Consider the following 25,364-nt stretch of genomic DNA (forward strand, 5'->3'; position numbering starts at 1 on the left):
GTCAAATTCCCACTTTCTGTTTGTTTTCTTGTACGAGTTGCATGAAACGGTCAAACAAGTCGTTGGCGTCGTACGGTCCCGGTGCTGCCTCGGGATGGTACTGTACCGAGAACGTCGGATGGTGGAGGTGTCTCACCCCTTCAATCGTTCCATCGTTGACCGCACGATGTGTCACGATGAGCGGTGTATCGAGTAGTGACGTTTCCTCTACCGCATATCCATGATTTTGTGACGTGATGGTCACGGCACCTGTCTCGAGCTCAAGTACCGGATGGTTCGCGCCACGGTGTCCGAACGGAAGCTTGAACGTGTCCGCCCCGTTTGCGAGAGCGATCAGCTGGTGACCGAGACAAATCCCGAACATCGGAGTCGTCGGCATGAGTTGTTCGATGAGTGGTAGTGCCGTCGGAACATCTTTTGGATCTCCAGGTCCGTTCGACAACATGATACCGTCCGGCTCATACCGCAATACGTCTTCTGCCGTCACGTCGTGCGGGAAGACGATGACCTCACACTCTCGCTTCATCAGTTCACGCATGATACCGAGTTTCGCCCCGAAGTCGATCAAGGCGATGCGAGGACCAGTTCCCGTACTCACATACGTCCGTTTCGTCGATACGCGTGCCACCTGATCTGTTGGAGAAACTTCATCAAATCGAGCCCGTACCTCGTCCCAAGTCAACTCTCCATCGATGAGGACGCCGCGCATGACCCCTTTTGCACGTAAATGACGTGTCAACATCCGTGTATCGATATCCGATAGTCCTGGAATGCCGAAGCGGGTAAGTGTCGCGTCGAGTGTCGCCGTTGAACGAAAGTTCGATGGCGTATCGCACGCCTCTTTCACGATTAGTGCTTTTGCCATCGGTACCGTCGTTTCAAAATCCTCACGATTGACGCCATAGTTCCCGATCAGTGGGTTCGTAAGAACAATCATTTGGTCGCAGTACGATGGGTCCGATAAGATTTCTTGGTAACCTGTCATCCCTGTCTGGAAGACGACTTCCCCCATCGTATCCGCCGGTGCCCCGAATCCTTTACCGACAAATGCCATGCCATCCTCAAGCCATAATGTTCGTTTCATCAAATCGCCCCTTATATACAATTTCGCCGCCGACCATCGTCATGACTGGCCACCCGACAAGCTCTCTCCCCGCGAACGGTGTATTCTTTCCTTTTGAATAAAAAGTAGTGGGATCGACCACACGCGTCGTTTCCGTGTCGATGAGAACCATGTCCGCGTCCGCCCCCACCTGAAGTTCCCCTCTCGATAAGCCGAATACGTCACTCGGACGTTTCGTCATCCAGTCGAGCAACTGACGCTCTTCCATGACCCCGGTTTTTACAAACGTCGTGTAAAGAAGTGGAAGTGCTGTTTCGAAACCGGTAATGCCAAACGGAGCCCGCTCCATCCCTTGTGTTTTTTCTTCAGCTGTATGGGGAGCATGGTCCGTTGCGATCATGTCAATCGTCCCGTCGAATAATCCTTCGATGAGGGCTTGTCGATCATCCTCGCTTCGGAGCGGTGGATTCATCTTGAAGTTTGCATCGAGACCCGGGATGTCCTCTTCGCTCAAGACGAGATGATGGGGCGTCACTTCTGCGGTCACTTTGATGCCTGCCCGTTTCGCATCCCGGATGACACGAACCGATTGCCGCGATGAGACGTGACAGACGTGATAGTGACACCCTGTCTCTTCAGCAATCAAAACGTCGCGAGCGATATGAATGCTTTCGGCGAGGCTCGGAATCCCTTGAATTCCATGCACCTCACTGAATTTCCCTTCGTGGACCGCGCCCGCTTTAAGCGTATTGTCCTCACAGTGAGCGACAATTGCTTTGTTCAATCGTTTCGCTTCACGCATCGCTTCACGCATCATCGCTGCTGATTGGACGCCGACCCCGTCATCGGTGAAAGCAAACGCATCTGCGAGCGATTCCATGTCGACTTGTTCTTCACCGAGCTGTCGTTTCGTGATGGCGGCGTATGGAAGGACACGGACGACCGCATCCTGTTCAATCTTTTGAAGGAGAACATCCATCGTCTCGCGATTGTCTGGAACCGGTCGCGTATTCGGCATAGAGCAGATGGTCGTGAAACCACCTGCCGCAGCAGCCAGCGTCCCTGTCTTGATCGTCTCTTTCGCTTCGCCTCCTGGTTCTCTTAAATGAACATGCACATCGACAAGTCCTGGAGCGAGCAAATAGCCCGATGCATCGACGATTTCTTGTCCCGTCGTCTCCCCTTTATAGTCAAGTGATTCAATCTTTCCGTCTTTCACTTGAATGGCTGTCGTACGCTTCGTTCCCTTGTCATACCATGTCGCGTGTTGAAGTATCATTGTTGACCTCCTAATGCTCGATTTAAGATGCTCATACGGGCGTATACCCCATTCTTCATTTGCGGGAAGATTCGTGACCGTTCATGCTCAATCAAACATCCGGCAATCTCGACATCCCGATTGACCGGAGCCGGGTGCATGATGATGGCACCTTCTTTCATTCGTTCGATTCGTTCGACCGTCAAGCCGTAACGCGTGTGGTACTCTTCTTTTGAAAAGATGTCACCCATAATGTGGCGCTCGTGCTGGACACGGAGCAGCATGATGACATCACTTTCACCTAAGACATCATCAAGCTCTTTTCGCTCCAACCCCATCGAATCGTCCCACCAAGAAGCCGGACTACATCCGACCACATTTGCCCCGAGGCGATTCAGAACACTTGCATTCGAGCGAGCGACACGACTGTGAACGAGGTCTCCACAGATGGCGACGTTCAATCCTTGAAACGTTCTGAACTCTTCAAAGATGGTGACGAGATCGAGTAACGATTGGGATGGGTGTTCGCCACTGCCATCACCCCCATTCAGTACCGGGATGTTCAATTTCTCAACGAGTTCATGATAGTACCCCGCTTCCGGGTGTCTGATGACGAGCGCGTCTACTCCGATTGCTTCAAGCGTCTTGCATGTGTCATACAATGTTTCACCTTTTGTGACAGATGATGTCGTCACATCGAACGGAATCTCTTGCATGTTCAAATGTCGCTCGGCCATTTGAAACGAGTTTTTCGTCCGGGTCGAGTTTTCAAAGAACAAGTTTGCGACCGTCTTTCCGTCAAATAGTGGCGGAAGATCACCTTGCTTGTAGCGCAACGACTCTTCAATCATGCCCATGATTTCATCGAGAGAAAGTGTGTCTAAGCTAACGAAGTGTTTGACTGGTTTGACATTGGTTTGCATCGTATTCATGTTCGTCTCCTCCTTTTGTAGAGGCAAAGAGAAAAGGCGTCTCTTCACCGAGTGAAGGGACGCCTTTACTTGAGCAGAGTACGCCCAAATAAACGAGCCTTCACTTTGCCGACCTCACGGGATCGATTTAAAAGTTACTTGCTTGTTTCGTTTCTTCAGTTGTGTTGACTTCGTCAATCGAATCGTCTTCTTCTTTCGGTAAAATGACGTTTAAGAGAATCCCGACGACTGTCGCGAGCGCCATTCCTTGTACAGGGAAGCTGCCAAGTTGTACCATTGCCCCGCCTAGACCGATGACGAGGATGACCGATGAGATAATCAAGTTGCGTTTCTCCGCCAAGTCGACTTTACTTTCCACCATCGTGCGCAGCCCGTTTGAGGCGATAACCCCGAACAAGAGGATCGAGATGCCCCCTTTTACCGGATTCGGGATGGTCGAGATGAACGCTTCAACGTGACCGAGGAATCCGAAGCTGATGGCCATGAGCGCCGCTCCTGCGATGACATACACACTGTACACCCGTGTGATCGCCATGACACCGTTGTTTTCCCCATACGTCGTACACGGTGGACCACCGAGCGCAGAAGCGACTGCCTTCCCTACCCCATCACCTAGTAGTGTCCGGTGGAGACCCGGATCTTTCATCGTCTCCCGTCCAATGATTTTTGAGGTGACCATTTGATCTCCGATATGCTCCGTCATCGTGACGAGTGCGACGGGTACGATGGCGAGGAGCGCACCGACTTGCCACATCGGCATATAGTCGACGAACACCATTGTGAAGTCAGGAAGTTGGAACAAGCTAGCTTGTTGGATTGGTGAGTAGTCGATGATTCCGAACGCAGCGGCGATGGCATACCCTCCAACGATTCCGAATAGAATCGGAACCGCTCCCCAAACACCTTTCAATTTCGTCATGGCGAGCATCGTGATCCCAAGTGTAAGTAGTGCAATCATCATGAATGTGCCATTGTATGCACCATCTTGATTCATCGACATGTCGATGGCGACTGGTGCGAGCGAGAGCCCGATGACCATGATGACCGGTCCGACAACAACTGGTGGAAGCAATCGAAGCAACCAATTGACACCTGTTTTATAGATGATCAACGAAACAACACCGTATACGGAACCGGCAACGATGCCGCCGAACAGTGCGGCTTCGACACCCCATTGCTGGCTGACCGCAATGATTGGCGCGATGTAGGCAAAACTTGAACCTAAGTATGTTGGGACTTTGAAGCGAGTGATCGCTAGGAATGAGAGCGTGGCCACTCCGGAAGCGACGAGGGCGACCGATGTATTTAATCCTGTCAAAATCGGGACTAAAATCGTCGCTCCGAACATGGCGAAGACGTGCTGAAGGCTGAAAAGTAGCCATTGTGGAAAGTGAGCGGGACGCTCGTGGATGTGTAGAACGGGTTGTTTCATATTGAATTTCTCCTTCCTGGCCTCTCTGGACCACCTTAAAGGTATGATTTATTGCTGGTTGATTGTGACTTCATCTGCCGTGTCGACTTCACTGAGCCGGACGACGACTTGCTCGGATTTGGATGTAGGAACGTTCTTCCCAATAAAATCAGGTCGAATCGGAAGTTCCCGATGTCCCCGGTCAATCAAAACTGCGAGCTGGATATAATCCGGGCGACCGTGGTCGACGAGCGCGTCCATTGCGGCACGAACCGTACGACCGGTATAAAGCACATCGTCGACGAGGACGACAGTCTTTCCATTGATGTCATGTGGCAGTTCTGTTGCTTTCACTTCCGGATCTAACGACTTTTTCGATAAGTCATCGCGATAAAGAGTGATGTCGAGATTCCCTAGTGCGACCGGTTTACCTTCAATCTCCTCGATGCGACGGGCAAGCCGATCGGCGAGTGTCTCCCCTCTCGTCTTAATCCCAACGAGAACGATATCATCGATTCCTTTGTTACGCTCGATGATTTCATGGGCGATTCGCGTCAAGGCGCGACGGATGGCTGACTCATCTAAAATAACTGATTGTTTCACGTGATTCCTCCTTTCATGCTTCATTCAAAAAAGAAGACTCCCTCGTCCGGCTGGAAAGGGAGTCTTCATCAAAAACGGCAGTCTGATGCCGGGGTTGAATTGACGTAAATGTGACCTCGGTCACAATCCTTTCGCAGCCTCTCTGGACTGGGTTTAAAGGTGTTATGCTTCCTAGACTATAAATCGGAACGGGATAGAAGTCAACGAGTTTTCTCGATTTTATCTAACTTTGCGAGTTCCGCTTTAAAGTCTTCAGGGAGTGGCGCCTCAAATTCCATCCATAGTTTTGTTCGAGGATGGTAAAAACCGAGTGTCGCCGCATGCAATGCTTGACCCCCTAAATCGATTGTACGACGCGGTCCATACTTCGGGTCTCCCGCGAGCGAATGACCGATATAGCGCATATGCACACGAATTTGGTGCGTACGACCTGTCTCAAGCTTACATTCGACGAGGGTAAAGTCTTTATAGCGTTCGAGCAAACGGAAATGTGTAACGGCTTCTTTTGCGTTCCGGTCCGTCACCGTCATACGCTGACGATCATTCGTATCGCGTCCAATCGGCGCTTCAATTGTCCCAAGTTCATGGACAAGTTCACCATGGACGAGCGCGATATATTCACGTTTGATCGTCTTGTCTTTCAATTGACTCGCAAGTGACTCGTGAGCCAAGTCATTTTTGGCGACCATGAGGAGTCCTGTCGTATCCTTATCAATTCGGTGTACGATTCCCGGACGCTTCACACCATTGATACCTGATAGGTCATCACAATGTCCGAGCAGGGCGTTGACGAGCGTTCCGGACGTGTGACCGGCTGCAGGGTGAACGACCATCCCTCGTGGCTTATTGACGACGATGACGTCTTCATCTTCATATACGATATCGAGTGAAATTTGTTCAGGCAACACTTCTAGTTCTACCGCTTCCGGTATGTTCACTTCAATCTCATCGCCCAATTGGAGCTTATAGTTCGGTTTGACGGCAGTACCATTAACGAGTAATACCCCTGTCTTTATCCATTCTTGTACTTGCGAGCGTGACCATTCTCCACGGTCACTTACCCACTTATCAATCCTTGCCTTTTCATCGGCGACAAAAGTATAGGATTCCATTACGATTGTCCCCTTTCTTTGTGTAATTTTTCTTCAAATAAAATACCAATAACCATCAAAATGACACCGAACGTGAGCGCCATATCAGCCACGTTAAAAATCGGGAAGTTGTAGCCAAACGGATACGTGTCGACAAAATCGACGACTTCGCCACGAAACAAGCGATCGATAAAGTTACCGATGGCACCGGCCAACAATAATCCGACGCTATATCCAAGAAGTTGATACCCGTTCACCTCTTTGTGTAAGAAGTATACCAAACCGGCGACGACGAGAATCGTGATGATGAAGAAAAACACCATCTGTCCTTCTAACATCCCCCAAGCCGCTCCCTTATTGCGATAAGAAGTCCAATACAACAAATTCGGGATGACCTCAATTGATTGACCAATCGTCATCGTCTGTACAACGACCCATTTCGTTAGTTGGTCGAGCAAAATCAAGATGAAGGCCAATCCATAATATCGTTTCATATACGTCTCCTTTCAAGCCGTTAAGAAACCGGAGTGGGGACGCCACTCCGGTTCGTCTTAACCGATTACTGATGCACAGCGTGGGCAAAGCTCAGGATACTCTTCGTTTTGTCCAACCTCTGTCGAGTACGTCCAACAACGTGCACAAGCGGCACCATCTGCTTTCATGACTGTGATTTTTGTCGTCGCATAATCAACGTCTGCCGTCTCAGCCCACTCCACTTGTGATACTTGAAGCAGTTGGCTTACGTTGTCGATTGTATTCAACAAGCCGGCAGTCTCGGCTTTCGGTGCAAGAATCAACTTCGCCTCAAGCGGTTTCCCGATCAGCTTCTCGCCACGTGCGATTTCGATCGCTTTGAGGACATCGTCACGGAAGACGAGGAATTTCGACCATTTCTCTAACAACGTTTTCTCGTCAGTAGTCAACGCATCGACTTCTTCAAGATCAGTCAAGAAGATGCTTGCTTCTGACTTCCCAGGAACCTCTTTCCACGCCTCGTCGGCAGTGTGTGGAAGGATTGGCGCCAACAGTTTTGTCAAGAGGACGACCGCATCGTACATGACCGTCTGAACGGCACGACGACGGAGATCGTCTTCACGCTCGATATACAAAATATCTTTTGTGAAGTCAAGGTAGAACGATGACAACTCGTTGACGCAGAAGTTATGAACGAGATGGTACACGGCCATGAAGTCAAATTCATCGTAGGCTTTAACAACTTTCGCCTGCAATTGCTTGAGCTTCGTTGCCATGAAACGGTCCGCTTCCGGCATATCTTCAAACGCGACACGCATCGATGGTTCAAAGCCGTTCAAGTTTCCAAGAAGGAAACGGATTGTGTTACGCATCTTCCGGTAAACTTCTGATACTTGTTTAAAGTTGTCATGTGACGCACGTACATCAGACTGATAGTCGACAGATGCGACCCAAAGACGTACGATTTCAGCACCGTACTGCTTCACGAGATCGTTCGGTGCAATGGTGTTACCAAGAGATTTCGACATTTTGCGTCCGTCCCCATCAAGAACGAAACCATGGCTCAAGACGTTACGGTACGGTGCTTTGCCTGTCGTCGCAACAGCCGTTGAGAGTGATGAGTTGAACCATCCGCGGTATTGGTCAGATCCTTCAAGGTAAAGATCTGCCGGACGACGAAGATTTTCACGTTCTTCTAACACACCGGCATGGGATGACCCTGAATCAAACCAGACGTCCATAATGTCGAGTTCTTTACGGAATTCTCCGTTCGGGCTGTTCGGATGTGTGAATCCTTCCGGAAGAAGATCTTTTGCTTCTCGCTCATACCAAACGTTTGAACCGTGTTCACGGAACAAGTTTGCGATGTGATCGATCGTCTCGTTCGTGATGATTTCCGTTCCATCTTCCGCATAGAAAATCGGGATCGGAACACCCCACGCACGCTGACGGCTGATGACCCAGTCTCCACGGTCACGAACCATGTTGTAAAGACGAGTCATTCCCCATTCCGGGACCCAGTTCACTTTTTCGACTTCACGGAGCATATCCTCTCGGAAATCTTTAATTGAAGCGAACCATTGCGGTGTCGCACGGAAGATGACCGGTTTCTTTGTACGCCAGTCATGTGGATACGAGTGTTTGATGAACTTTAAGTTGAGCAAATATCCATTCTCCTCAAGTTTCATCCCGATTTGCTTATTTGCATCCTCGTAGAATAGCCCTTCGTATCCAGGTGCTTCATCCGTCATATATCCACGGTCATCTACCGGACAAAGGACATCTAAGCCATATGCTTGTCCGACGCGATAGTCGTCTTCCCCGTGCCCAGGAGCTGTGTGGACGAGTCCTGTCGCATCCGCTGTGACGTGATCGCCAAGGACGACGAGTGACGTGCGTTCATACAACGGGTGTTGTGCCGTCATGTACTCGAAGTCACGTCCATTCCAAGAACCGCTCACTGTGTAATCTGACCATCCGAGCGCTGTCGTCACTTCTTCGACAAGCGTCTCAGCGACAATATAACCTTTTCCTTCATGTTCGATGCGCGTATACGTCAACTCATCACTCACCGCGATACCAAGGTTCGCCGGGATTGTCCAAGGTGTCGTCGTCCAGATGACAAAGTGATCGTTTGACGTCAACGTATCTTTCCCATCTACGACACGGAATGCCACGTAGATTGCTGGTGACTTTTTATCATAGTATTCAATTTCTGCCTCAGCGAGTGCCGATTCAGAAGATGGTGACCAATAGACAGGTTTTTTCCCTTTATAGATATAACCTTTTTCAGCCATCGTTCCGAACAAGCGAATCTGTGCAGCCTCATACTCAGGAAGGAGGGTGATGTATGGATTTTCAAAGTCTGCGAGAAGACCGAGACGTTTGAATTGTTCACGTTGCGAATTCACTTGCTCCATTGCATACTCCGCACACTTCTCTCGGAATTCAGCGACCGTCATCTCTTTACGGTTGACGCCTGCTTTTTGAAGGGCATTCTCGATTGGAAGTCCGTGTGTATCCCAACCTGGAATCATTGGAGACTGATATCCGTTCATCCCTTTGAAACGAACGATGATATCTTTTAATACTTTATTCATCGCGTGTCCCATGTGGATGTCGCCATTCGCGTATGGAGGTCCATCATGCAAGATGTATTGTGGTTTCCCAGCATTTTTTTCTTGCACCTTGTTATAAAGGTCCATGTCTTCCCATTCCGTTTGCATCGCTGGTTCGCGTTTTGGTAAATTCCCGCGCATCGCGAATTCAGTGTTTGGCATTAATAGCGTATCTTTGTAGTTCATCGAAACTCCTCCATCAACATTTTTTAGAAAACAAAAAAAACCAACCCATCCCTGATAGGGACGAGTTGGTTGACTCGCGGTACCACCCTACTAGTCTCACCTCAAATGAGACCGCTCTCGGTAACCGATAACGAGGTCAGGCGGACACGCTTACTCAAGTTCAGCGTGACAACTCATAGGGGATACCGATTCGAGTCTTTCTCTTAGGCTCTCACCGCCCCTAAGTCGCTTCGTAGGTATGACTCGATCGACGCGTCCTACTCAACGTGTTGATCATTTATCCATGTTGTTCTTCATTCTGTGTGACTTCGTCGTCATTATACGCAAGTTCAGTTCTATCGTCAAGAACCGTCTGTACAGGCGGCTCGCCGACAATCGTTTCCCACTCCGTACTATTGAGGAGCTCCATTTGGGCATCTACGAGGACACGGAAACGTGTACGGTATAACTCAACCTTTTTGAGCATTTGAACGACTTCTCGTTCAGCAAGCTTCTCTTTTCGGGCTGCTTCTTCTTCACGGGCGTACGCCTCACGCTCTGCTTGTTTCAAAATGAGGCTCGCTTCTTTTTGAGCGTTGTTCTTCACTTCTTCCGCAGCTTCCTGTGCAACGATAATCGACTTGTTCAACGTATCTTCCATCGAGGAAAAGTAGTCAATGCGAGCTTGCATATCGTTGACAAGTTCTTCATACCGTCGATTCTCACGTATCAATAGTTCAAACTCTTTAATGATTTGATCTAAAAATTCATTGACCTCATCGATGTCGTACCCACGAAAACGGGAAGAGAATTCTTTATTATGAATATCAATCGGTGTCAACGCCATTCGACTTTCCTCCTAAAATTCAACGTATGGTGCCATACTGTATTTTAATTTTTTCACGTTTGGTCGAACCTAGAATTTCCATCAATTTGATGCGACCGTGTCCACGAACGGATAGAAGGTCGTCTGGTTCGAGAATGAAGCTCGCATCTTCAATGACTTTATGATTTACTTTGCAGTCGCCATGTTTGACGAGTGCTTGTGCTTTTTGACGGGACATGTTTAAAACCTCGCTCACAACCGTATCAAATCGTAAAGAAGAAACGATACCAAATCCTTCGATCCATTCAATTGTCGGAACGACAAGAATCTCGTCTTGCTCAACGGAGGAAATGCGAACTTTCGCTTTTCCGACACGATCCAAATTCATTTCGATGAATCCGACTGATTCACGCGTCGTCGCAAATTGTACAATCTCATCTTGAAGGACGACATCTCCAAACTTTTGACGTTTCAGCCCTGCATTGAGTAAGGTTCCCGTCACTTGTCGATGCGTCAAATCCACAAACTTTGTTGGGTATTCGATACGTCGGATTTCAATTTCAAAATCATGAGGATTCAGTTCATAGTAATCCGGAGCCAAAATAAGTCGACACCTTTCTGCGCCTTCGAATCCGCCATCACTATGCATAACAAGTTGATTACCGACAATCTGTTTGACGATTTGTTGTTCACGCGGGTCCAAAAAGTCCGTCAATTTCAACACATAACTACTCTCGACTTGTTGCACCCAGTCGAGCACTTGTTCGACGAACGCCCGTTCACTTGGTCTGTAGTGTTCATAGACGCTCATACATCACCCGAAAATCGCAGCAATTCCGGCTTGTGCCATACGAAGCACGAATAAAGCGACGATTGGAGAGATATCAAGCATGCCACCAATTGGTGGGATGATTCGACGAAACGGTGCCAAGAACGGTTCACACAAAGCCGATAAAATTTGACCAAACTTTGATTCACGTGCGTTCGGGAACCATGATAATAAGATATAGCCGATGAGAATCCAACTATAGATGCCAAGTAGATCACTCAACGTGTTGCCTAAGGCAGGAATTACATTTTCCATTCAGTTACCACCCTTTACTGTGAAGTTCATCCTCCGAGATCAAGTTTGAGATTGAGCCAGTCAATTCGACGTTGTTCGGAGTACACAGAATCGTGTTATGTCCAATCGAAGTCATCGACCCTTCCAATGCATAGACAACACCTGAAAGGAAGTTGACGACTTGACGCGATTGTTCTTTTGACATGCGTTGAAGATTGACGATGACAGCACGGTTTTCTTTTAGTTGATCACTAATGTCCTGTGCTTCAGCGAACACACGCGGTTCAGCCAATACGACTTTTGAACGTTCTTTCTTTTTCGTATTTAACGCGACGAGGTTATTCGCTGATTTTGGACGATCCTCTTGTTTCATGACCGATGTTTCAGTCGTTGAAGGAGTTGCTGTATTTGCGACGGCATACTCTTCTTCCTCATATGTGCTGTTCGGATCTTCCTCGAGTCCAAAGAAATCTTTCATTTTGTTTTTGATTGACATAACGGATTCCTCCTTAAGATATATTATTGCACAAGTACGGTACCAATACGAACAAACGATGCGCCTTCTTCAATTGCGATTGGATAATCGTTTGACATCCCCATCGACAGTTCCGTGCAAGGAGCGTGATCGTATCCTTTTGCCGTCACTTCATCACGTACATGGCGTAAACGACGGAACGTCTCACGAAGGATTGTCTCTTCTTCCGTGAACGGCGCCATTGTCATCAACCCAATGATTCGAATATGAGGATACTGTTTACAATTCTCGATGAATGGCATGACTTCCTCTATTTCAAGCCCATGTTTTGAATCTTCTCCTGACGTGTTCACTTGAACGAAACAATCAATTGTTCTGTTTGCTCGTTTATCAATCTCTGATGCGAGTGACAACCGATCTAGAGAATGAATGGCTGCGACGTGATCGATGATTTGTCTCACCTTGCGCGTCTGTAACGTACCGATAAAATGAAATCTCGCATCTTTCGGCAAGTTTTCAACTTTTTCGAGCAATGACTCCGGACGATTTTCTCCAAAATCACGAATCCCTTCTTCATAGAGGGCATTCGTCACATCCACGCCAACCGACTTCGTGACGGCGATTAACGTTGGTTCCACTCCTTGAACGTGCGCTGACATAATCGATTGAACTTGTTTTACATTATCTGAAATACTCACAATTTACGCTCCTTGACGATGACTGCTGCAAATCGGCGTTTAACCTCTCCATCACGATACGAGAAAAACGGGGCGTCTGCACCAGTCGTTAAATTCGATTGGATGACGGTTGTGTCATGCTCTTTTGCCAATACTTCATTAACAGTCTGAAGTGATAAATGGGCATGATTGCCTGATTCATCTCGTACCGCTTGGTTATAGGCGATCGGCGAAACGGATTGAACCGCATCTAGTACACGACGGTCGACCTCATAGTCGTATCCTGAAATCGACGGACCGACAAGCATTTCCACTTCTTTAGCATCAATCCCCTTGTCTTCGAATGCGCGAATCATAGACTCGACGATATTACCGACAGTTCCCTTCCACCCGGCATGGGCGATCCCAATGACTCCATAGTCTTTTGCACAGAAGAAGAGCGGCACACAATCTGCAAAGACAAGTGCTAACGGCAACGATTCTTCCGTAGTTAAGAGACCATCTGTTTGCGGAATCGCTTCATCGTATCGAAATGCACCCTTCCCACGATCCGAGGCATTCACATATCGAACGCTCGTTTCATGTACTTGATCGGCCCACACCGAGCCTTCTAAAGAAAGGTTAGCTTGTTGAAAGAAAAACTGACGATTTAGAACGACCTGGTCAATGTCATCGTCGACGTGAAGTCCGACATTCCCTGCATTGTGTCCATCCGTTCGCGTTGTCACATAGGCGTGATAGCGATTCGTCTTTGTTTCCCATGTATGTAACAGTTGCATCGGTCTCTCCTTTTAGAAAAAGGGATGCCGAGAACCGGCATCCCTATCTTGTTTAGTTACGACGTTGTCTCACGAACGCAGGGATGTTAATCGTCTCATCTGGGACGTCTCCTCCATACACTGGGCGATGGAAGTTCCCTTCATCTTGTTGAGCCGTTTCATTTGCTTTTGGTTGAGGTTCCTTGTTCTCAACTTCAGGCTGCTTTTTCGGTTGCTGAGGGAACGGATTCGTCCCTTGCGCTTCCTCAGCGAATTCAGTTGCAATCACCGTAACGATGATTTCATCGTTCAAGTTTTCGTTGATAACCGAACCGAAAATCAAGTTCACTTCTTCATCGGCTGCACTTTGAACGATTTGAGCCGCTTCTGTCACTTCATACAAGCTGAGGCTAAGTCCACCCGTAATGTTCATCAAGACACCTTTTGCCCCTTCAATCGAAGATTCAAGAAGTGGAGACGAAATCGCTTTCTTTGCTGCTTCAATAGCTCGGTTTTCACCTGTAGCGACACCGACACCCATAAGAGCAGATCCTTTTTCCGTCATAATCGTTTTCACGTCAGCGAAGTCGAGGTTGATGAGACCTGGAATCGCAATCAAATCTGTAATCCCTTGCACACCTTGACGAAGTACGTTATCCGCTTCACGGAACGCTTCAATCATCGGCGTGTTACGTTCAACGATTTCAAGAAGCTTATCGTTTGGAATCACGATGAGTGTATCTACTTTTTCTTTAAATGCCTGTATCCCGTGCTGGGCGTGTTGCATTCGTTTCCGTCCTTCGAACATGAACGGCTTTGTAACAACACCAACTGTTAGCGCGCCAATTTCTTTCGAAATCTCAGCGATAACTGGAGCAGCACCCGTTCCGGTTCCGCCCCCCATACCCGCCGTGACGAAGACCATATCCGCTCCGTCAAGCGCTTCGAGTAACTGTTCACGACTTTCTTCTGCCGCTTTTTTTCCGATGTCAGGGTTCGCACCTGCACCGAGACCACGTGTCAATTTAGCACCAAGTTGAAGTTTCACATCAGCTTTCGACATGTTCAAAGCTTGTGCATCCGTATTGACAGCGATGAATTCGACTCCTTGCACCCCATGCTCAATCATCCGGTTAACAGCGTTCGACCCGCCACCACCGACTCCAATTACTTTAATTTTTGCTACGGCGTCAATCGCCTCATCAAAGTACATCATTTCAGGTATCCCCCTACATATTTTCCAAGTTGTATTACAACGTCAGCTTAAACGCCAAATAATTTTTCCATAAAACGACTAAAACCTTTTTTCGACTCTTGATCGGTCTCGTATTCGTTCTCTCCAACATGAGTATCGGTCGCTTCCTGCTTATTATTAAGCGATTCATAGCGAACTTCCGGTTTTTCAAGTTGAGATTTTGAAACGTGATGATCACTCATTAAGACATATTTCAATACGCCGACTGCCGTCGCATATTTTGGGTGTCTCACCCCAATCGACGAAGGTTGATATAATCTCGTCTTTTGGCCCATAATACGCGTTGCCAATTCTTGAATACCAGGTAGAGCAGCTGCTCCACCACAAAGTAAATATCCACCATTCAGCGTCGGAACACCTACTTTTTGAACCATATTCAACATAAGGGTAAACATTTCCTCTATTCTTGCTTCTAAAACATAGCTAATTTCTGATTGTGGTTCAAATGCTACTTCCCCATTGATATTCGTGTAGGAGAAACCTTCTGTCTCATCAGCCATTTCTTCGAGTGCGAGACCGTACTCTTCTTTCGCCACTTTGGCATCTTGATACTTACAATTTAATTTATAGACTAAATCTCTCGTCATATGATCGCCACCGACTGGAAGGATATACGAATAGACGAGGTCTCCACGATAAAATACTGAGACCGTTGTCTTTTCATGTCCGACATCGACAAGTCCAATACCTAAATCGATTTCGTCAACAGAGGCCGCACTCATGCCGAGCGCGAGGTTCCCCAAAATAAATCCTTCGAGACGTAGTCCGGCGCGTTCAATCGAACGACGAATACTATGTAAAATTGTCTTCGATCCGGTAACCATTTTCCCATGCATCTCTAGTCGATAACCAAGCATGCCACGAGGGTCCACGACACCCGTTTGTTGATCGACCGTGAATGAAGATGGAATCACATCAATGACACTCATTTCATCTGGTAGTCGCATCACTTGAGCTGAATTAATGACTTCCATCACGTCTTCATCTGTAATTTCCTGATCTTCTCGCTTCACGGATGCGATCCCATGACATGGGGCAATTTGGATATGTTCTCCTTCAATGGCAACGTATACAGATTGAATTTGATCGCCTAACGATGTTTCAGCATGTTCAACGGCTTGTTTGATCGCTTGGACTGTTTTATCGATGTCTACGACAGCGCCACGTTTTACACCCGCAGACGGTGCACACCCTTCCGCCAAAATATTAAGCGTTCCGCCGAGCAATTCACCGACGACGAGCTTAATCTCTGACGTTCCAATATCTAATGCGGCCACATAACCATTCGCTTCCAAAAGGGAAACACCTCCGCTCTATAATTTTCCTATACAAATTACATGACAAATATGACAGATATCCAATAAAGTTGTTGGTTTCGACAAGATATCTCACGTCTAAGTTTACAACAAATAAGATAGTGAGAAAAGGTAGAATCCTACAATTTAAGCGGTTTCGCGTTATCAATTCGTTTACAAACGACAAAAAAACAGTCCTTATCTGTCTAAGGACTGTAATATAACTGATTATTCATTCGTTTTCTTGTATGGAACAAAATAAAAACCACCATCCATGACGACTGTTCCACGCTCGCCTTTAGGGATGTTTTCATAAATTTCTCCATACTTTGATACGGTTTCGCTTAACTTCAAAGGCGGTGTGAGCAACGTATTTCCGTCATTCATAAAGATCTCGTAGCGCGTCGGTTCTCCTTTTTGTTTTGACAGGATGATTTCCGACATACGGGCACGCGTCGCATCATCCACTTGTTCAAGTTCACTCGCAATTTTTTCAAGCTCTTGCTCCGAATTAAATTCCCTAAGCAATGGACCATCTTTTAATTTCCTCGGGTCGGTGATGGTACCCGTCGGATGGAGTGAACCATCGGCTAAGACGACGACGTCGCCTTTGTCCGCTCTCGCATATGCAATCATCTTCTCTTCCGTTACGTTGACGTATACCAAATTATACCAAGAACGATCAATTTCTACCCGCTTGACACCAGGCAACTTTTCCATTTGCGCACTCATCTTTTTTGGGGACAAACCGATGAACTTTGTCGATGTGTCGAGTTCCATATCTTGAAACACATAAGACTCTTCTAACCAATAGAGTCCGGATACAGTCACTTCTTTCACATTCGACATCGAGGTTTGCATATAGACCACAAGTAAGATAAGGATCCCAAACAGTGAGAGCACAGAGAACATCCGACGATTCGCTTTTTTTCGTCGTTGTTTCTTCATGTACGGAATACGGTCTTCTAAACTGCGTACCGTTTGTTGACTTGGTTCCATCGGATTCTTCTCCTTTATCGAATGACTTCTTCTACTAAATCGGCCAAGGCATTTGATGCATCCGGGAATCCGAGTGCATGGGAGGCTTTCGCCATCTCTTCCTGACGTTCAAGGACTTTTCGAATCGCTTGAATGAGCGTTTCTCCCGTCAAAACTTCTTCTTTTACGAGGAGCGCCGCCCCGTTCTCGACAAGGGCAGAAGCATTTTTTGTCTGATGGTCTGCCGTCACGTAAGGGCTCGGAATCAACACGCTCGGTAATCCGAGTGCGGTCAATTCTGAAATCGTCGATGCCCCTGCTCGAGAGATGACGAGTGACGTACAAGCGAGCAGTGATGGCATATCATACACATATGGATGAATATGAACATTTTCAGACTTTGGCGCTTGTTTTAACACGGCTTCGTAATGTACTTTACCCGTTACGTAGAGTACATTGATTGGCAAGTCCGAGAGCGCCGGAACAGCCTCTATAACTGCACGGTTGATTGCTTCCGCACCTCGGCTTCCACCGTATATCAAGACGATTGGACGTGCATCTAACTGGTAATGTTCTCGTACGGCAGCCGCATCGACTTCCGTCTGCAATACTTCGCTACCACGCGGATTTCCGATCAAGCGGACGTTCGCGCCTGGGAAATGGACATCCGATCCTTTAAACGAAAGAGCGACCCGATCAGCTTTTTTGGATAAAAACTTATTCGTCAACCCTGGGATGCTGTTTTGTTCATGCAGGATGGTCGGGATACCTAGTTGTTGCGCCGTATAGACGACCGGTCCTGACACGAATCCGCCTGTTCCGATGACGACGTCTGGTTTGAATGCTGCCATATCTTTTTTTAGAGAGCGTACAGCCTTCAAGAACCAGTACGCCGTCTTCAAGTTCTCGAGGGAGAGGGAGCGCTTCAATCCAGCGATTTGAATTGATTTGAACGGGACACCAGCTCTAGGAACAAGATCGGCTTCTAACCCATTCTCCGTTCCGACGTATTGTACCTGTAAATTAGGGTGACGTTTTTGTAACGTCTCAATCAATGCGAGGGCCGGGTAAATATGACCACCGGTACCTCCACCAGAAATCATGATTTTCATCGGTTCGCCTCCTCATATGCGCGAACGAGATGAATGAAGTGTTCACCTCGTTCTTCAAACGTTTTAAATTGATCCCAACTCGCACAAGCAGGGGATAACAAGATGATATCTCCTGTTTCAGATTGCTCAAACGCGAGTGTGACGGCGTCTGCTAACGTCTCGACCGTGAAAGATGGGATTTCTTGGGACTCCCCAAGTTCTTTGAAACGCTCTTTCGTCTCACCGTACGCGACGACAGCTTTGACGTTGGAAAGGGCAGCGACGAGCGAAGATAAATCTGCACCCCGCTCAAGTCCTCCACAGAGCCATACGATCGGAGCATCAAATCCTCGTAGCGCCGCTTCCGCCGCGACGTTGTTCGTCGCCTTCGAATCATTGTAGACGGCACGTCCGAGAACGTCACCTAAACTTTCAGTCCGATGCGCGACACCACCAAAGTTTCGTAATACACGCTCGATGTGTGCTTTTGGAATATCAAACGGTTCGACCAACAGGAGTGCCGCTAGTATGTTCTCGACATTATGGGCACCGCCTAATGCCAATTCGTTCACGCGAATGACTCGCTCCCCGCGTACCGTGACCCAACCGTCCACGACGGAAGCATCTCCTCGCTCAAAACTAAATGTGTTTGGTGCAAGATGAGCAGGGACACGTTTCATCACTTCGGAGTCTGTCAATTTGACGACGATTTGGTCGTCACGTGTCATCTGACGGAACAAGTTTCCTTTTGCATCTGCATACGAGTCGAAGTCGCCGTGATAATCGAGATGGGCTTCTGATAGATTCAGCAATGCTGCCGAACGCGGATGGAAGGACTCGACCCCCATCAACTGAAAGCTCGACAATTCAATGACAATCAAATCGTCCGTCTTTGCATCAGCCGCAACTTCAATCGCGGGGAATCCGATATTACCTGCAAGATGTACCGGACGTTTCCCTCCTTTGAGTAGCTCATAGACGAGTGTCGTCGTTGTTGTTTTCCCATTTGAGCCGGTGATGGCGACGAAGTCTGCTTCAGTTGCCAAATAAGCGAGCTCCACTTCGGTATAAATCGGGATTTCACGAGAAATTGCTTCTTGGAGCAATGGAATCTGATAAGGAATACCTGGATTTTTAACAATCACTTCTGTCTCATTCAATAAACCGACGGGATGTTCATTGAACACCGAGCGGATTCCAAGAGCTTGAATTTTATCTTGTTCGTCTTCGGGTGGGATGTTCCCCGTGTTGATCGTCACATCTGCTCCCGCATGATGCAGATATGTTGCCGCTGCAATTCCGCTCTTAGCGGCGCCGAGGACGAGAACTTTTTTACTGTGCCATTGCTTTTCCATCTGTCTCACCCTTTTACATGAGTAATAATGATAAACCTGCCGTAATTAAACTGATTCCACTGAACGTTAGCACGATGCGCCATTCTGACCAACCGACCATTTCGAAATGATGGTGAATTGGACTCATTTTAAAGAGTCGTTTCCCTGTCGTTTTAAACGAGATGACTTGCAGAATCACACTCAACGTTTCGATAACGAAGATGATGCCGACAAAGACAAGAAGCAACTCAAGTTTTAACATGAGCGCGAGTCCGGCCACAGCCCCACCTAAAGCGAGTGACCCTGTGTCACCCATGAAAATCTTCGCCGGATACTTATTGAAGACGAGGAATCCAATCAATGCGCCAACGACCGCAAAAGCGAACCAGGCAATGCCAAGCTCATCTTGTGTAAGGGCATAGATTCCAAAGAACGTAAATGTCGGGATAGCTGAGAACGAAACTAGTCCGTCTAGCCCATCCGTCAAATTGACGGCATTTGAGAATCCGACGAGCCAAAAGATTACGATGGCGATATAAAACCACCCTGTATCAAACGAGATCGAAGTGAACGGGATTGAAATCGACGTATCAAGTTCTCCTCCGAGTGATAAGAACCATGCGAACAAGACCGATACTCCGATTTGACCAATCAACTTCTGAAGGGACGTCAATCCGAGGTTGCGCTTATTGACGACCTTGATGTAATCATCTAAAAACCCGATTACCCCGAACGCCATCGTCACGAATAAAAGTGTCCCGAATCCGGCGACCGCTTCTCCAAAGATGACGGACACGATGAACCCGACGAGAATGGCGAGCAAGATGACAATTCCACCCATCGTTGGTGTGCCTGACTTCTTTTGGTGCCAACCTGGACCTTCGTCACGAATTTCCTGTCCAAACTTTAACTGACGCAATGCCGGAATCGCTCGTGGCATGACGATTAAGACACTTAATAATGAACTGATTAATACGATTAAACTAATTAACATGTTGCTACCTCACTACTCTATTTATTGAACGAGACGCTCAAGCGCCAGTCCTCGAGATGCCTTTAACAATACCACAGTATCTGGTCGCTGATAATGATGAAGAAGTGTCTTTGCCTCTTCAACTGTCGGGACCACGTGGACGTTCACACGTGAATCTTGAATCCCATCCGCAATCCATTTTGCTTTTTCGCCAACGAGAATGCAATCTGTCACTGGAGACGTCACGACGATGCCCACTTGTTTGTGTTGTTCTCGCTCATCGGCACCTAGCTCGTACATGTCACCAAGGACGAGCACACGTTTTGAGAATCCTTCGAGTGACTTGACCGTTTCAATCGCTGCGATCATCGACGTCGGACTCGCATTGTAAGCGTCGTTAATGAGATGTGTTTCCCCGAACATCTGTTTTTCCATCCGCATCGACGTCAACTTGATTCGGTCTAGCCCGCGTTGAATCATTACATGACTAAGACCGAATTCCAATCCACATGCAATCGCATAGGCTGCATTTCGAATCTGATGAGCACCTAACACCTTCAGTTCATATAAATCACCGTTGTATTTAAAGATGGATGCATCGAACGTCGTCTCGACCACGTCGATTTTCCCATCGGCCGTTTCAGCATATCCGACCCTATACCCTTGATTTGCGAGAAGCGGTTCATCCGCATCGACAATCAGTCGACCGTCCGGTTTGAGACCCGCCTTGATTTCAAGCTTCGCTTTTGCGATACCCGAACGACCTCCGACTTGCTCACCGTGAGACTCCCCGATATTCGTAACAAAGGCCACGTTCGGTTTAGCGAGTTTCGACAATTGTTCGATTTGACCGAATCCGTTCATGCCCATCTCTAATACAGCGACTTCCGTGTCCCACGGCATTCTGAGCACGGTGAGCGGTAAGCCGACGTCCGAGTTGAAGTTCCCAGCCGTCTTATGTGTTTTATACTTTTCTTCTAAGACGACGGCAATCATATCTTTCGTGGAGGTTTTTCCGTTCGATCCCGTAATCGCGACCACGAGCGGATTGATTTCTTCTAAATAACGGGATGCTGCCGTTTGAAGTGCCTCGACCGTCGATTTGACAGGGATGACGAAAAGGTTGTCAGGTTGCGGACGTCCTTCTTCCCAAAACGTGACGATTGCTCCTTTTTCGATTGCTGCATCGATGTAATCATGTCCATCGACACGCGCGCCGACGATTGGGACGAATAGCCCCGATTCATTTTCATCTCTCGAATCCGTAGCGACGCGTTTGACAAGACGCTCGTCGTCTACCTCAATCCCAAACCAAGACGCTAACTTCTGAACTGTCAATTGTTCCATTCATACTTCCTCCTCATACATAGGAAAAGAGAGCCGCAGCCCTCTTGATCTCGTGCGTTAATTCGACGGTGTCTCCAATTTCACTTTCAAGGAGGCACCAGTTTTAACCGGCTTTCCTTTGCTAATCGATTGTGATGTGACAAAACCGGTCCCATCGATTTCTAAATTTAGTTGATAGAGGGTCGCTAAGCGTTTCACATCACGTAGCGACCAACCTTTTAATGTTGGCATCGTAAACGAATTACTCGTTTTTAGCAACAATCTTTCTCCGACAACATATGACTGCCCTTTAACAGGACTTTGTGCTGTCACTTCGTCCCCGTCACCTAACACGATTGGATTAAATGAGTGATCTGTCGACTCTTTCACCGCATCTTCGCGGTTATTACCGATATAAGAAGAAGTCGTCTTCGTCGACGCTTCGACCGCTTTTTCTTGCTTTTCAGGTTCGACACTCCGATAACGTAACGCGACATCCATCACGTCTTTGAAGAGCGGGGCCATGATGCGCGGTCCAGTCGTCGACGAGTCACTGTTTGGTCTATCGACAGCGATGTACATGACGAGTTCCGGATCGTCTTCTGGCGCCATCCCGACAAACGAGTGAATATACTGTCCACTCAAATACTTCCCGTTCTCTGCAATTTGGGCAGTCCCTGTCTTCCCGACGACGCGATAATTGTCTAACGCATACAATTGCCCAGTCCCCACATCGCTGTTCACGACACCGTCCAGTGCTTCACGCGTTTTTTTTGCAGTCTCTGCAGTGATTGGCTGACCAACCTCTTTCGGGTTCGTCGTCCGAATCGTCTCTCCGGTCTCACTATTGACGATTTTTTTAATGACGTGCGGTTGTTTCATCGTTCCATCAGTCGCAATCGCTGATGTCGCCTGCAAAATTTGCATCGGTGTCACCGCGGTGGATTGACCCCAGGCCGTAATTAAGACGTTCATCGGACTTTCAAAGTCGAATTGACTATTGACCTCTCCAGGCAAATCGATTCCAGTTCGTTGATCAAACTTGAATGCTTTGAAATAATCCTCATAACGGCCAAGACCGAGTCGTTCGTTCGCTAAAATCGAGAACGCGACGTTTGATGAGTGCCACACCCCTTCTTCCATAGGAATGGTACCCCATCCGGTAATGTTGTAATCATTGAAGACCGTCTTCCCGTATTTGTACGACCCTGATTCATACAGTTCGTTTGGGTTGTATACTCCTTCATTGATTGCAGCCGCTAGCGTAAAGATTTTCATCGTCGATCCTGGTTCAAATCGAGACGAGACCGAAAAGTTGCTGTACGAAGAAATCTCACGCGTGTTCGGATCAAAAGACGGACGGTCAGACAGGGCGACAATCTCGCCTGTTTTCGGGTCCATGATGATGGCCGTTGCGTGTTTTGGTTCGTATTCCTCATACAATTCGTTCATCTTCGTCTCAAGCAACTGTTGAATACGGTGGTCGATCGTCAATTGGACATCGGCTCCGTCTTCCGGTTCAATCTTCAGCTGTTCGTCACTCGACACGAGTTCACGTCCGGCTAAATCTTTCTCGAATCGATATAATCCGTATGACTCACTTAAAATATCGTTAAGTGACTTTTCAATCCCAAGTTCACCAACGAGTTCGATCCGACCATTTTGGTCAATCTTTTGCGCGTATCCGATGACAGATGAAGCGAATACTTTATTCGGGTAATAGCGCTTCGGTTCTTCGACGAAGGTAATCCCTGGAAGCTCAAACGCTTCGATTTCTTCTTTTTGCTCAACGGTCAAATCACGGCCGGGAACACCGAACTCGATTTGCCCACGGTCGATATTTTGCTCGAGCCGTTTCAATAAATCTGCCTCTGTCATCGGAAGGACCGTCGAAAGTTTTTTTGCGGCCTCGTCAATCTCATCTGGCATGAGCGTTTTTCCTTCGACTCGCTCGCCACCAAGCTTCATTACCGCGACAAGTCGATAGGAAGGGATATTGATTGCGATTGGTTGGCCGAATCGGTCATACACCTCGCCCCGCTCTGCCTCCAACGTACTGACTGCTTTCCACCGTTGTTCTTCTGCGAACGCCAGCATGTTCTCACCTTTATACGTATGAGTGAGCGATAAGTAAAGAAACCATCCGACAAAAAATAAAAAGAGCGGGGTGAAGCAGACAATCGCTACCCACGCCACTCTTTTTTTACTCTGTTGTAGAGAATTCATCAATCAATCACCTTGACATTCTTCTCATTGAATTTCATTCCGAGTTTCTCGGCAATCGCGTAAATTCTTTCTGGCGAGCTTAATTGGGCGATTTCATACTTTAGTTCTTCATTTTCTTTTGCAACCCCGTCGACCTGCTGATTAACGGCTGCTGTATCACGCATAATGTTATATGCTTCGTTGTGTTTCGACACCGTGATGCCACCGAACATGACCACTGAACCAATCATTACTGGATACAGGATCGATTCAAACAAGGTCAACGTGCGTCGTTTTGGAACAGGTATTGGTCGTTCTTGCGGAATCGGATTTCGATTCGGTGTAACTTGAGGCTGCAACGCCTTACGGGCAGCTTCTGGCATCAGGTATCCCTCCTACTAGCTAAATTATTTTTGTTTTTCGGCCACTCTCAGTTTAGCTGAGCGTGCACGACGATTATCTTCGAGTTCTCCTTCACTCGCCACGATCGGTTTACGCGTGATGAGTTTGAGCTCGGGTTCAAATTCTTCCGGAATGACCGGCAACCCTGGTGGTAAAGGTGGATATTGGCTCCGTTCTTTAAACACTTGCTTACAAATTCGGTCTTCTAATGAGTGGAACGTAATGACACAGATCCGTCCGTTCACTGCGAGTAAATCGATTGCATCTTGAACGGCACGGTCGAATACGTTCAATTCGTCATTGACGGCAATTCGAATGGCTTGGAACGTCCGCTTCGCCGGATGACCGCCCTTGCGTCGTGCTGGTGCAGGAATCGCTTCTTTAATCAAGTCGACAAGCTCGAACGTCGTCTCAATCGGTTTATCAGCACGAGCTTGCTCAATTTTTCGTGCGATTTGTTTTGAAAACTTTTCCTCCCCGTATGTAAAGAAAATACGAGCAAGTTCCCCAAACGACCATTCATTCACAACATGATAGGCTGAAAACTCCCGTGACCGGTCCATTCTCATATCGAGTGGTGCGTCATAATTGTAACTGAATCCACGTTCTGCCTCATCTAGCTGTGGCGAGGAAACGCCTAGGTCGAATAGTACACCGTCCACTTTCATGACACCATGTTGCTGAAGTTCTTCTTTCAAGTGAACGAAGTTGCTCTTTATAAACGTCACACGGCCTTCATAAGGAGCCAATCGCTCTTTCGCATGTGCGAGTGCGACGTCATCTTGGTCGAATGCATATAGTTGACCCGTCGTTAGACGCTTTGCGATTTCTTCACTATGACCCGCTCCACCTAACGTACAATCCACATATACCCCATCTGGTTTGATGTTCAATCCCTCGATGGACTCCATTTTTAAAACCGTTTCATGCTCAAACATTCAAAAAACCCTCTCAACCTACATATTTCAACTGTATTATTACACTTACTTTATCATAAAAATGTCAAGGTCCGTACAGGTTTTTAGCGAAAAGAGGAAACAAAAAGGTAACAACAAAAAAAACTCCTGACAAATGTCAAGAGCCCTTATGAA

Annotated in this window: 24 protein-coding genes and 1 other annotated feature; all 24 genes read right to left on the reverse strand. The window is 47.5% G+C overall.

Translation table 11 applies throughout. The features are described 5' to 3' along the window. Position 1: 1 nt before the first annotated feature. Positions 2 to 1,084, reverse strand: a complete 1,083-nt coding sequence (locus tag P400_RS0111310) for a carbamoyl phosphate synthase small subunit (protein WP_026826305.1) — start codon at positions 1,082 to 1,084, stop codon at positions 2 to 4. Next, positions 1,062 to 2,342, reverse strand: coding sequence for a dihydroorotase (locus P400_RS0111315; protein ID WP_026826306.1), 1,281 nt, complete (start codon positions 2,340 to 2,342; stop codon positions 1,062 to 1,064). The genes P400_RS0111310 and P400_RS0111315 overlap by 23 nt, the downstream gene beginning before the upstream one ends. Beyond that, positions 2,339 to 3,253, reverse strand: a complete 915-nt coding sequence (locus P400_RS0111320) for an aspartate carbamoyltransferase catalytic subunit (RefSeq protein WP_084483602.1) — start codon at positions 3,251 to 3,253, stop codon at positions 2,339 to 2,341. Before P400_RS0111320 ends, P400_RS0111315 begins: the two co-directional genes overlap by 4 nt. A 127-nt stretch (positions 3,254 to 3,380) precedes the next feature. Continuing rightward, the gene (locus P400_RS0111325; RefSeq protein WP_026826308.1) at positions 3,381 to 4,685 is read right to left on the reverse strand and encodes a uracil-xanthine permease family protein; all 1,305 of its coding nucleotides are present in this window, start codon (positions 4,683 to 4,685) and stop codon (positions 3,381 to 3,383) included. Positions 4,686 to 4,733: 48 nt separating this feature from the next. Continuing rightward, on the reverse strand, positions 4,734 to 5,267 hold the full coding sequence (pyrR, locus tag P400_RS0111330) for a bifunctional pyr operon transcriptional regulator/uracil phosphoribosyltransferase PyrR (RefSeq protein WP_026826309.1): 534 nt from the start codon (positions 5,265 to 5,267) through the stop codon (positions 4,734 to 4,736). Between the two features lie 200 nt (positions 5,268 to 5,467). Next, positions 5,468 to 6,379: an RluA family pseudouridine synthase gene (locus P400_RS0111335; protein WP_026826310.1), complete on the reverse strand. Its 912-nt coding sequence runs from the start codon at positions 6,377 to 6,379 to the stop codon at positions 5,468 to 5,470. After that, complete coding sequence (gene lspA, locus P400_RS0111340) at positions 6,379 to 6,852, reverse strand: signal peptidase II (protein WP_026826311.1); 474 nt, start codon at positions 6,850 to 6,852, stop codon at positions 6,379 to 6,381. The genes P400_RS0111335 and lspA overlap by 1 nt, the downstream gene beginning before the upstream one ends. A gap of 57 nt (positions 6,853 to 6,909) precedes the next feature. After that, on the reverse strand, positions 6,910 to 9,636 hold the full coding sequence (ileS, locus tag P400_RS0111345; RefSeq protein ID WP_026826312.1) for an isoleucine--tRNA ligase: 2,727 nt from the start codon (positions 9,634 to 9,636) through the stop codon (positions 6,910 to 6,912). Between the two features lie 53 nt (positions 9,637 to 9,689). Then, positions 9,690 to 9,910 (reverse strand) — a binding site (T-box leader). 3 nt (positions 9,911 to 9,913) lie between these two features. Then, positions 9,914 to 10,462: a DivIVA domain-containing protein gene (locus P400_RS0111350; RefSeq protein WP_026826313.1), complete on the reverse strand. Its 549-nt coding sequence runs from the start codon at positions 10,460 to 10,462 to the stop codon at positions 9,914 to 9,916. 19 nt (positions 10,463 to 10,481) lie between these two features. Continuing rightward, a complete protein-coding gene (locus tag P400_RS0111355; protein ID WP_026826314.1) occupies positions 10,482 to 11,252 on the reverse strand; it encodes a YlmH family RNA-binding protein in 771 nt (256 codons plus the stop codon). Positions 11,253 to 11,255: 3 nt separating this feature from the next. Next, complete coding sequence (locus P400_RS0111360; protein ID WP_026826315.1) at positions 11,256 to 11,525, reverse strand: YggT family protein; 270 nt, start codon at positions 11,523 to 11,525, stop codon at positions 11,256 to 11,258. A 4-nt stretch (positions 11,526 to 11,529) separates the two neighbouring features. Continuing rightward, a complete protein-coding gene (locus P400_RS0111365; RefSeq protein ID WP_026826316.1) occupies positions 11,530 to 12,000 on the reverse strand; it encodes a cell division protein SepF in 471 nt (156 codons plus the stop codon). 23 nt (positions 12,001 to 12,023) lie between these two features. Then, positions 12,024 to 12,677, reverse strand: a complete 654-nt coding sequence (locus tag P400_RS0111370) for a YggS family pyridoxal phosphate-dependent enzyme (protein WP_026826317.1) — start codon at positions 12,675 to 12,677, stop codon at positions 12,024 to 12,026. Next, positions 12,674 to 13,435, reverse strand: coding sequence for a polyphenol oxidase family protein (locus tag P400_RS0111375; protein ID WP_026826318.1), 762 nt, complete (start codon positions 13,433 to 13,435; stop codon positions 12,674 to 12,676). Before P400_RS0111375 ends, P400_RS0111370 begins: the two co-directional genes overlap by 4 nt. Before the next feature lie 52 nt (positions 13,436 to 13,487). Further along, positions 13,488 to 14,630, reverse strand: coding sequence for a cell division protein FtsZ (gene ftsZ / locus P400_RS0111380; RefSeq protein ID WP_026826319.1), 1,143 nt, complete (start codon positions 14,628 to 14,630; stop codon positions 13,488 to 13,490). A gap of 47 nt (positions 14,631 to 14,677) precedes the next feature. Continuing rightward, positions 14,678 to 15,964: a cell division protein FtsA gene (gene ftsA / locus P400_RS0111385; protein ID WP_026826320.1), complete on the reverse strand. Its 1,287-nt coding sequence runs from the start codon at positions 15,962 to 15,964 to the stop codon at positions 14,678 to 14,680. A 228-nt stretch (positions 15,965 to 16,192) separates the two neighbouring features. After that, entirely contained in the window at positions 16,193 to 16,963 is a 771-nt protein-coding gene (locus P400_RS0111390; RefSeq protein WP_026826321.1) for a cell division protein FtsQ/DivIB, read from the reverse strand. A 14-nt stretch (positions 16,964 to 16,977) separates the two neighbouring features. Then, complete coding sequence (murG, locus tag P400_RS0111395) at positions 16,978 to 18,054, reverse strand: undecaprenyldiphospho-muramoylpentapeptide beta-N-acetylglucosaminyltransferase (RefSeq protein WP_026826322.1); 1,077 nt, start codon at positions 18,052 to 18,054, stop codon at positions 16,978 to 16,980. Continuing rightward, the gene (gene murD / locus P400_RS0111400; RefSeq protein WP_026826323.1) at positions 18,051 to 19,388 is read right to left on the reverse strand and encodes a UDP-N-acetylmuramoyl-L-alanine--D-glutamate ligase; all 1,338 of its coding nucleotides are present in this window, start codon (positions 19,386 to 19,388) and stop codon (positions 18,051 to 18,053) included. The genes murG and murD overlap by 4 nt, the downstream gene beginning before the upstream one ends. A 13-nt stretch (positions 19,389 to 19,401) precedes the next feature. Then, positions 19,402 to 20,361, reverse strand: coding sequence for a phospho-N-acetylmuramoyl-pentapeptide-transferase (gene mraY / locus P400_RS0111405; RefSeq protein WP_026826324.1), 960 nt, complete (start codon positions 20,359 to 20,361; stop codon positions 19,402 to 19,404). Between the two features lie 21 nt (positions 20,362 to 20,382). Next, a complete protein-coding gene (locus tag P400_RS0111410) occupies positions 20,383 to 21,687 on the reverse strand; it encodes a UDP-N-acetylmuramoyl-tripeptide--D-alanyl-D-alanine ligase (protein ID WP_026826325.1) in 1,305 nt (434 codons plus the stop codon). A gap of 57 nt (positions 21,688 to 21,744) precedes the next feature. Then, a complete protein-coding gene (locus P400_RS0111415; RefSeq protein ID WP_026826326.1) occupies positions 21,745 to 23,892 on the reverse strand; it encodes a penicillin-binding protein in 2,148 nt (715 codons plus the stop codon). Continuing rightward, on the reverse strand, positions 23,892 to 24,254 hold the full coding sequence (ftsL, locus tag P400_RS0111420; protein ID WP_026826327.1) for a cell division protein FtsL: 363 nt from the start codon (positions 24,252 to 24,254) through the stop codon (positions 23,892 to 23,894). The genes P400_RS0111415 and ftsL overlap by 1 nt, the downstream gene beginning before the upstream one ends. 24 nt (positions 24,255 to 24,278) lie before the next feature. Next, a complete protein-coding gene (rsmH, locus tag P400_RS0111425) occupies positions 24,279 to 25,211 on the reverse strand; it encodes a 16S rRNA (cytosine(1402)-N(4))-methyltransferase RsmH (RefSeq protein WP_026826328.1) in 933 nt (310 codons plus the stop codon). Positions 25,212 to 25,364 lie beyond the last annotated feature (153 nt).

Source organism: Exiguobacterium marinum DSM 16307 (genome assembly GCF_000620845.1).
GTDB classification, from domain to species: domain Bacteria; phylum Bacillota; class Bacilli; order Exiguobacteriales; family Exiguobacteriaceae; genus Exiguobacterium; species Exiguobacterium marinum.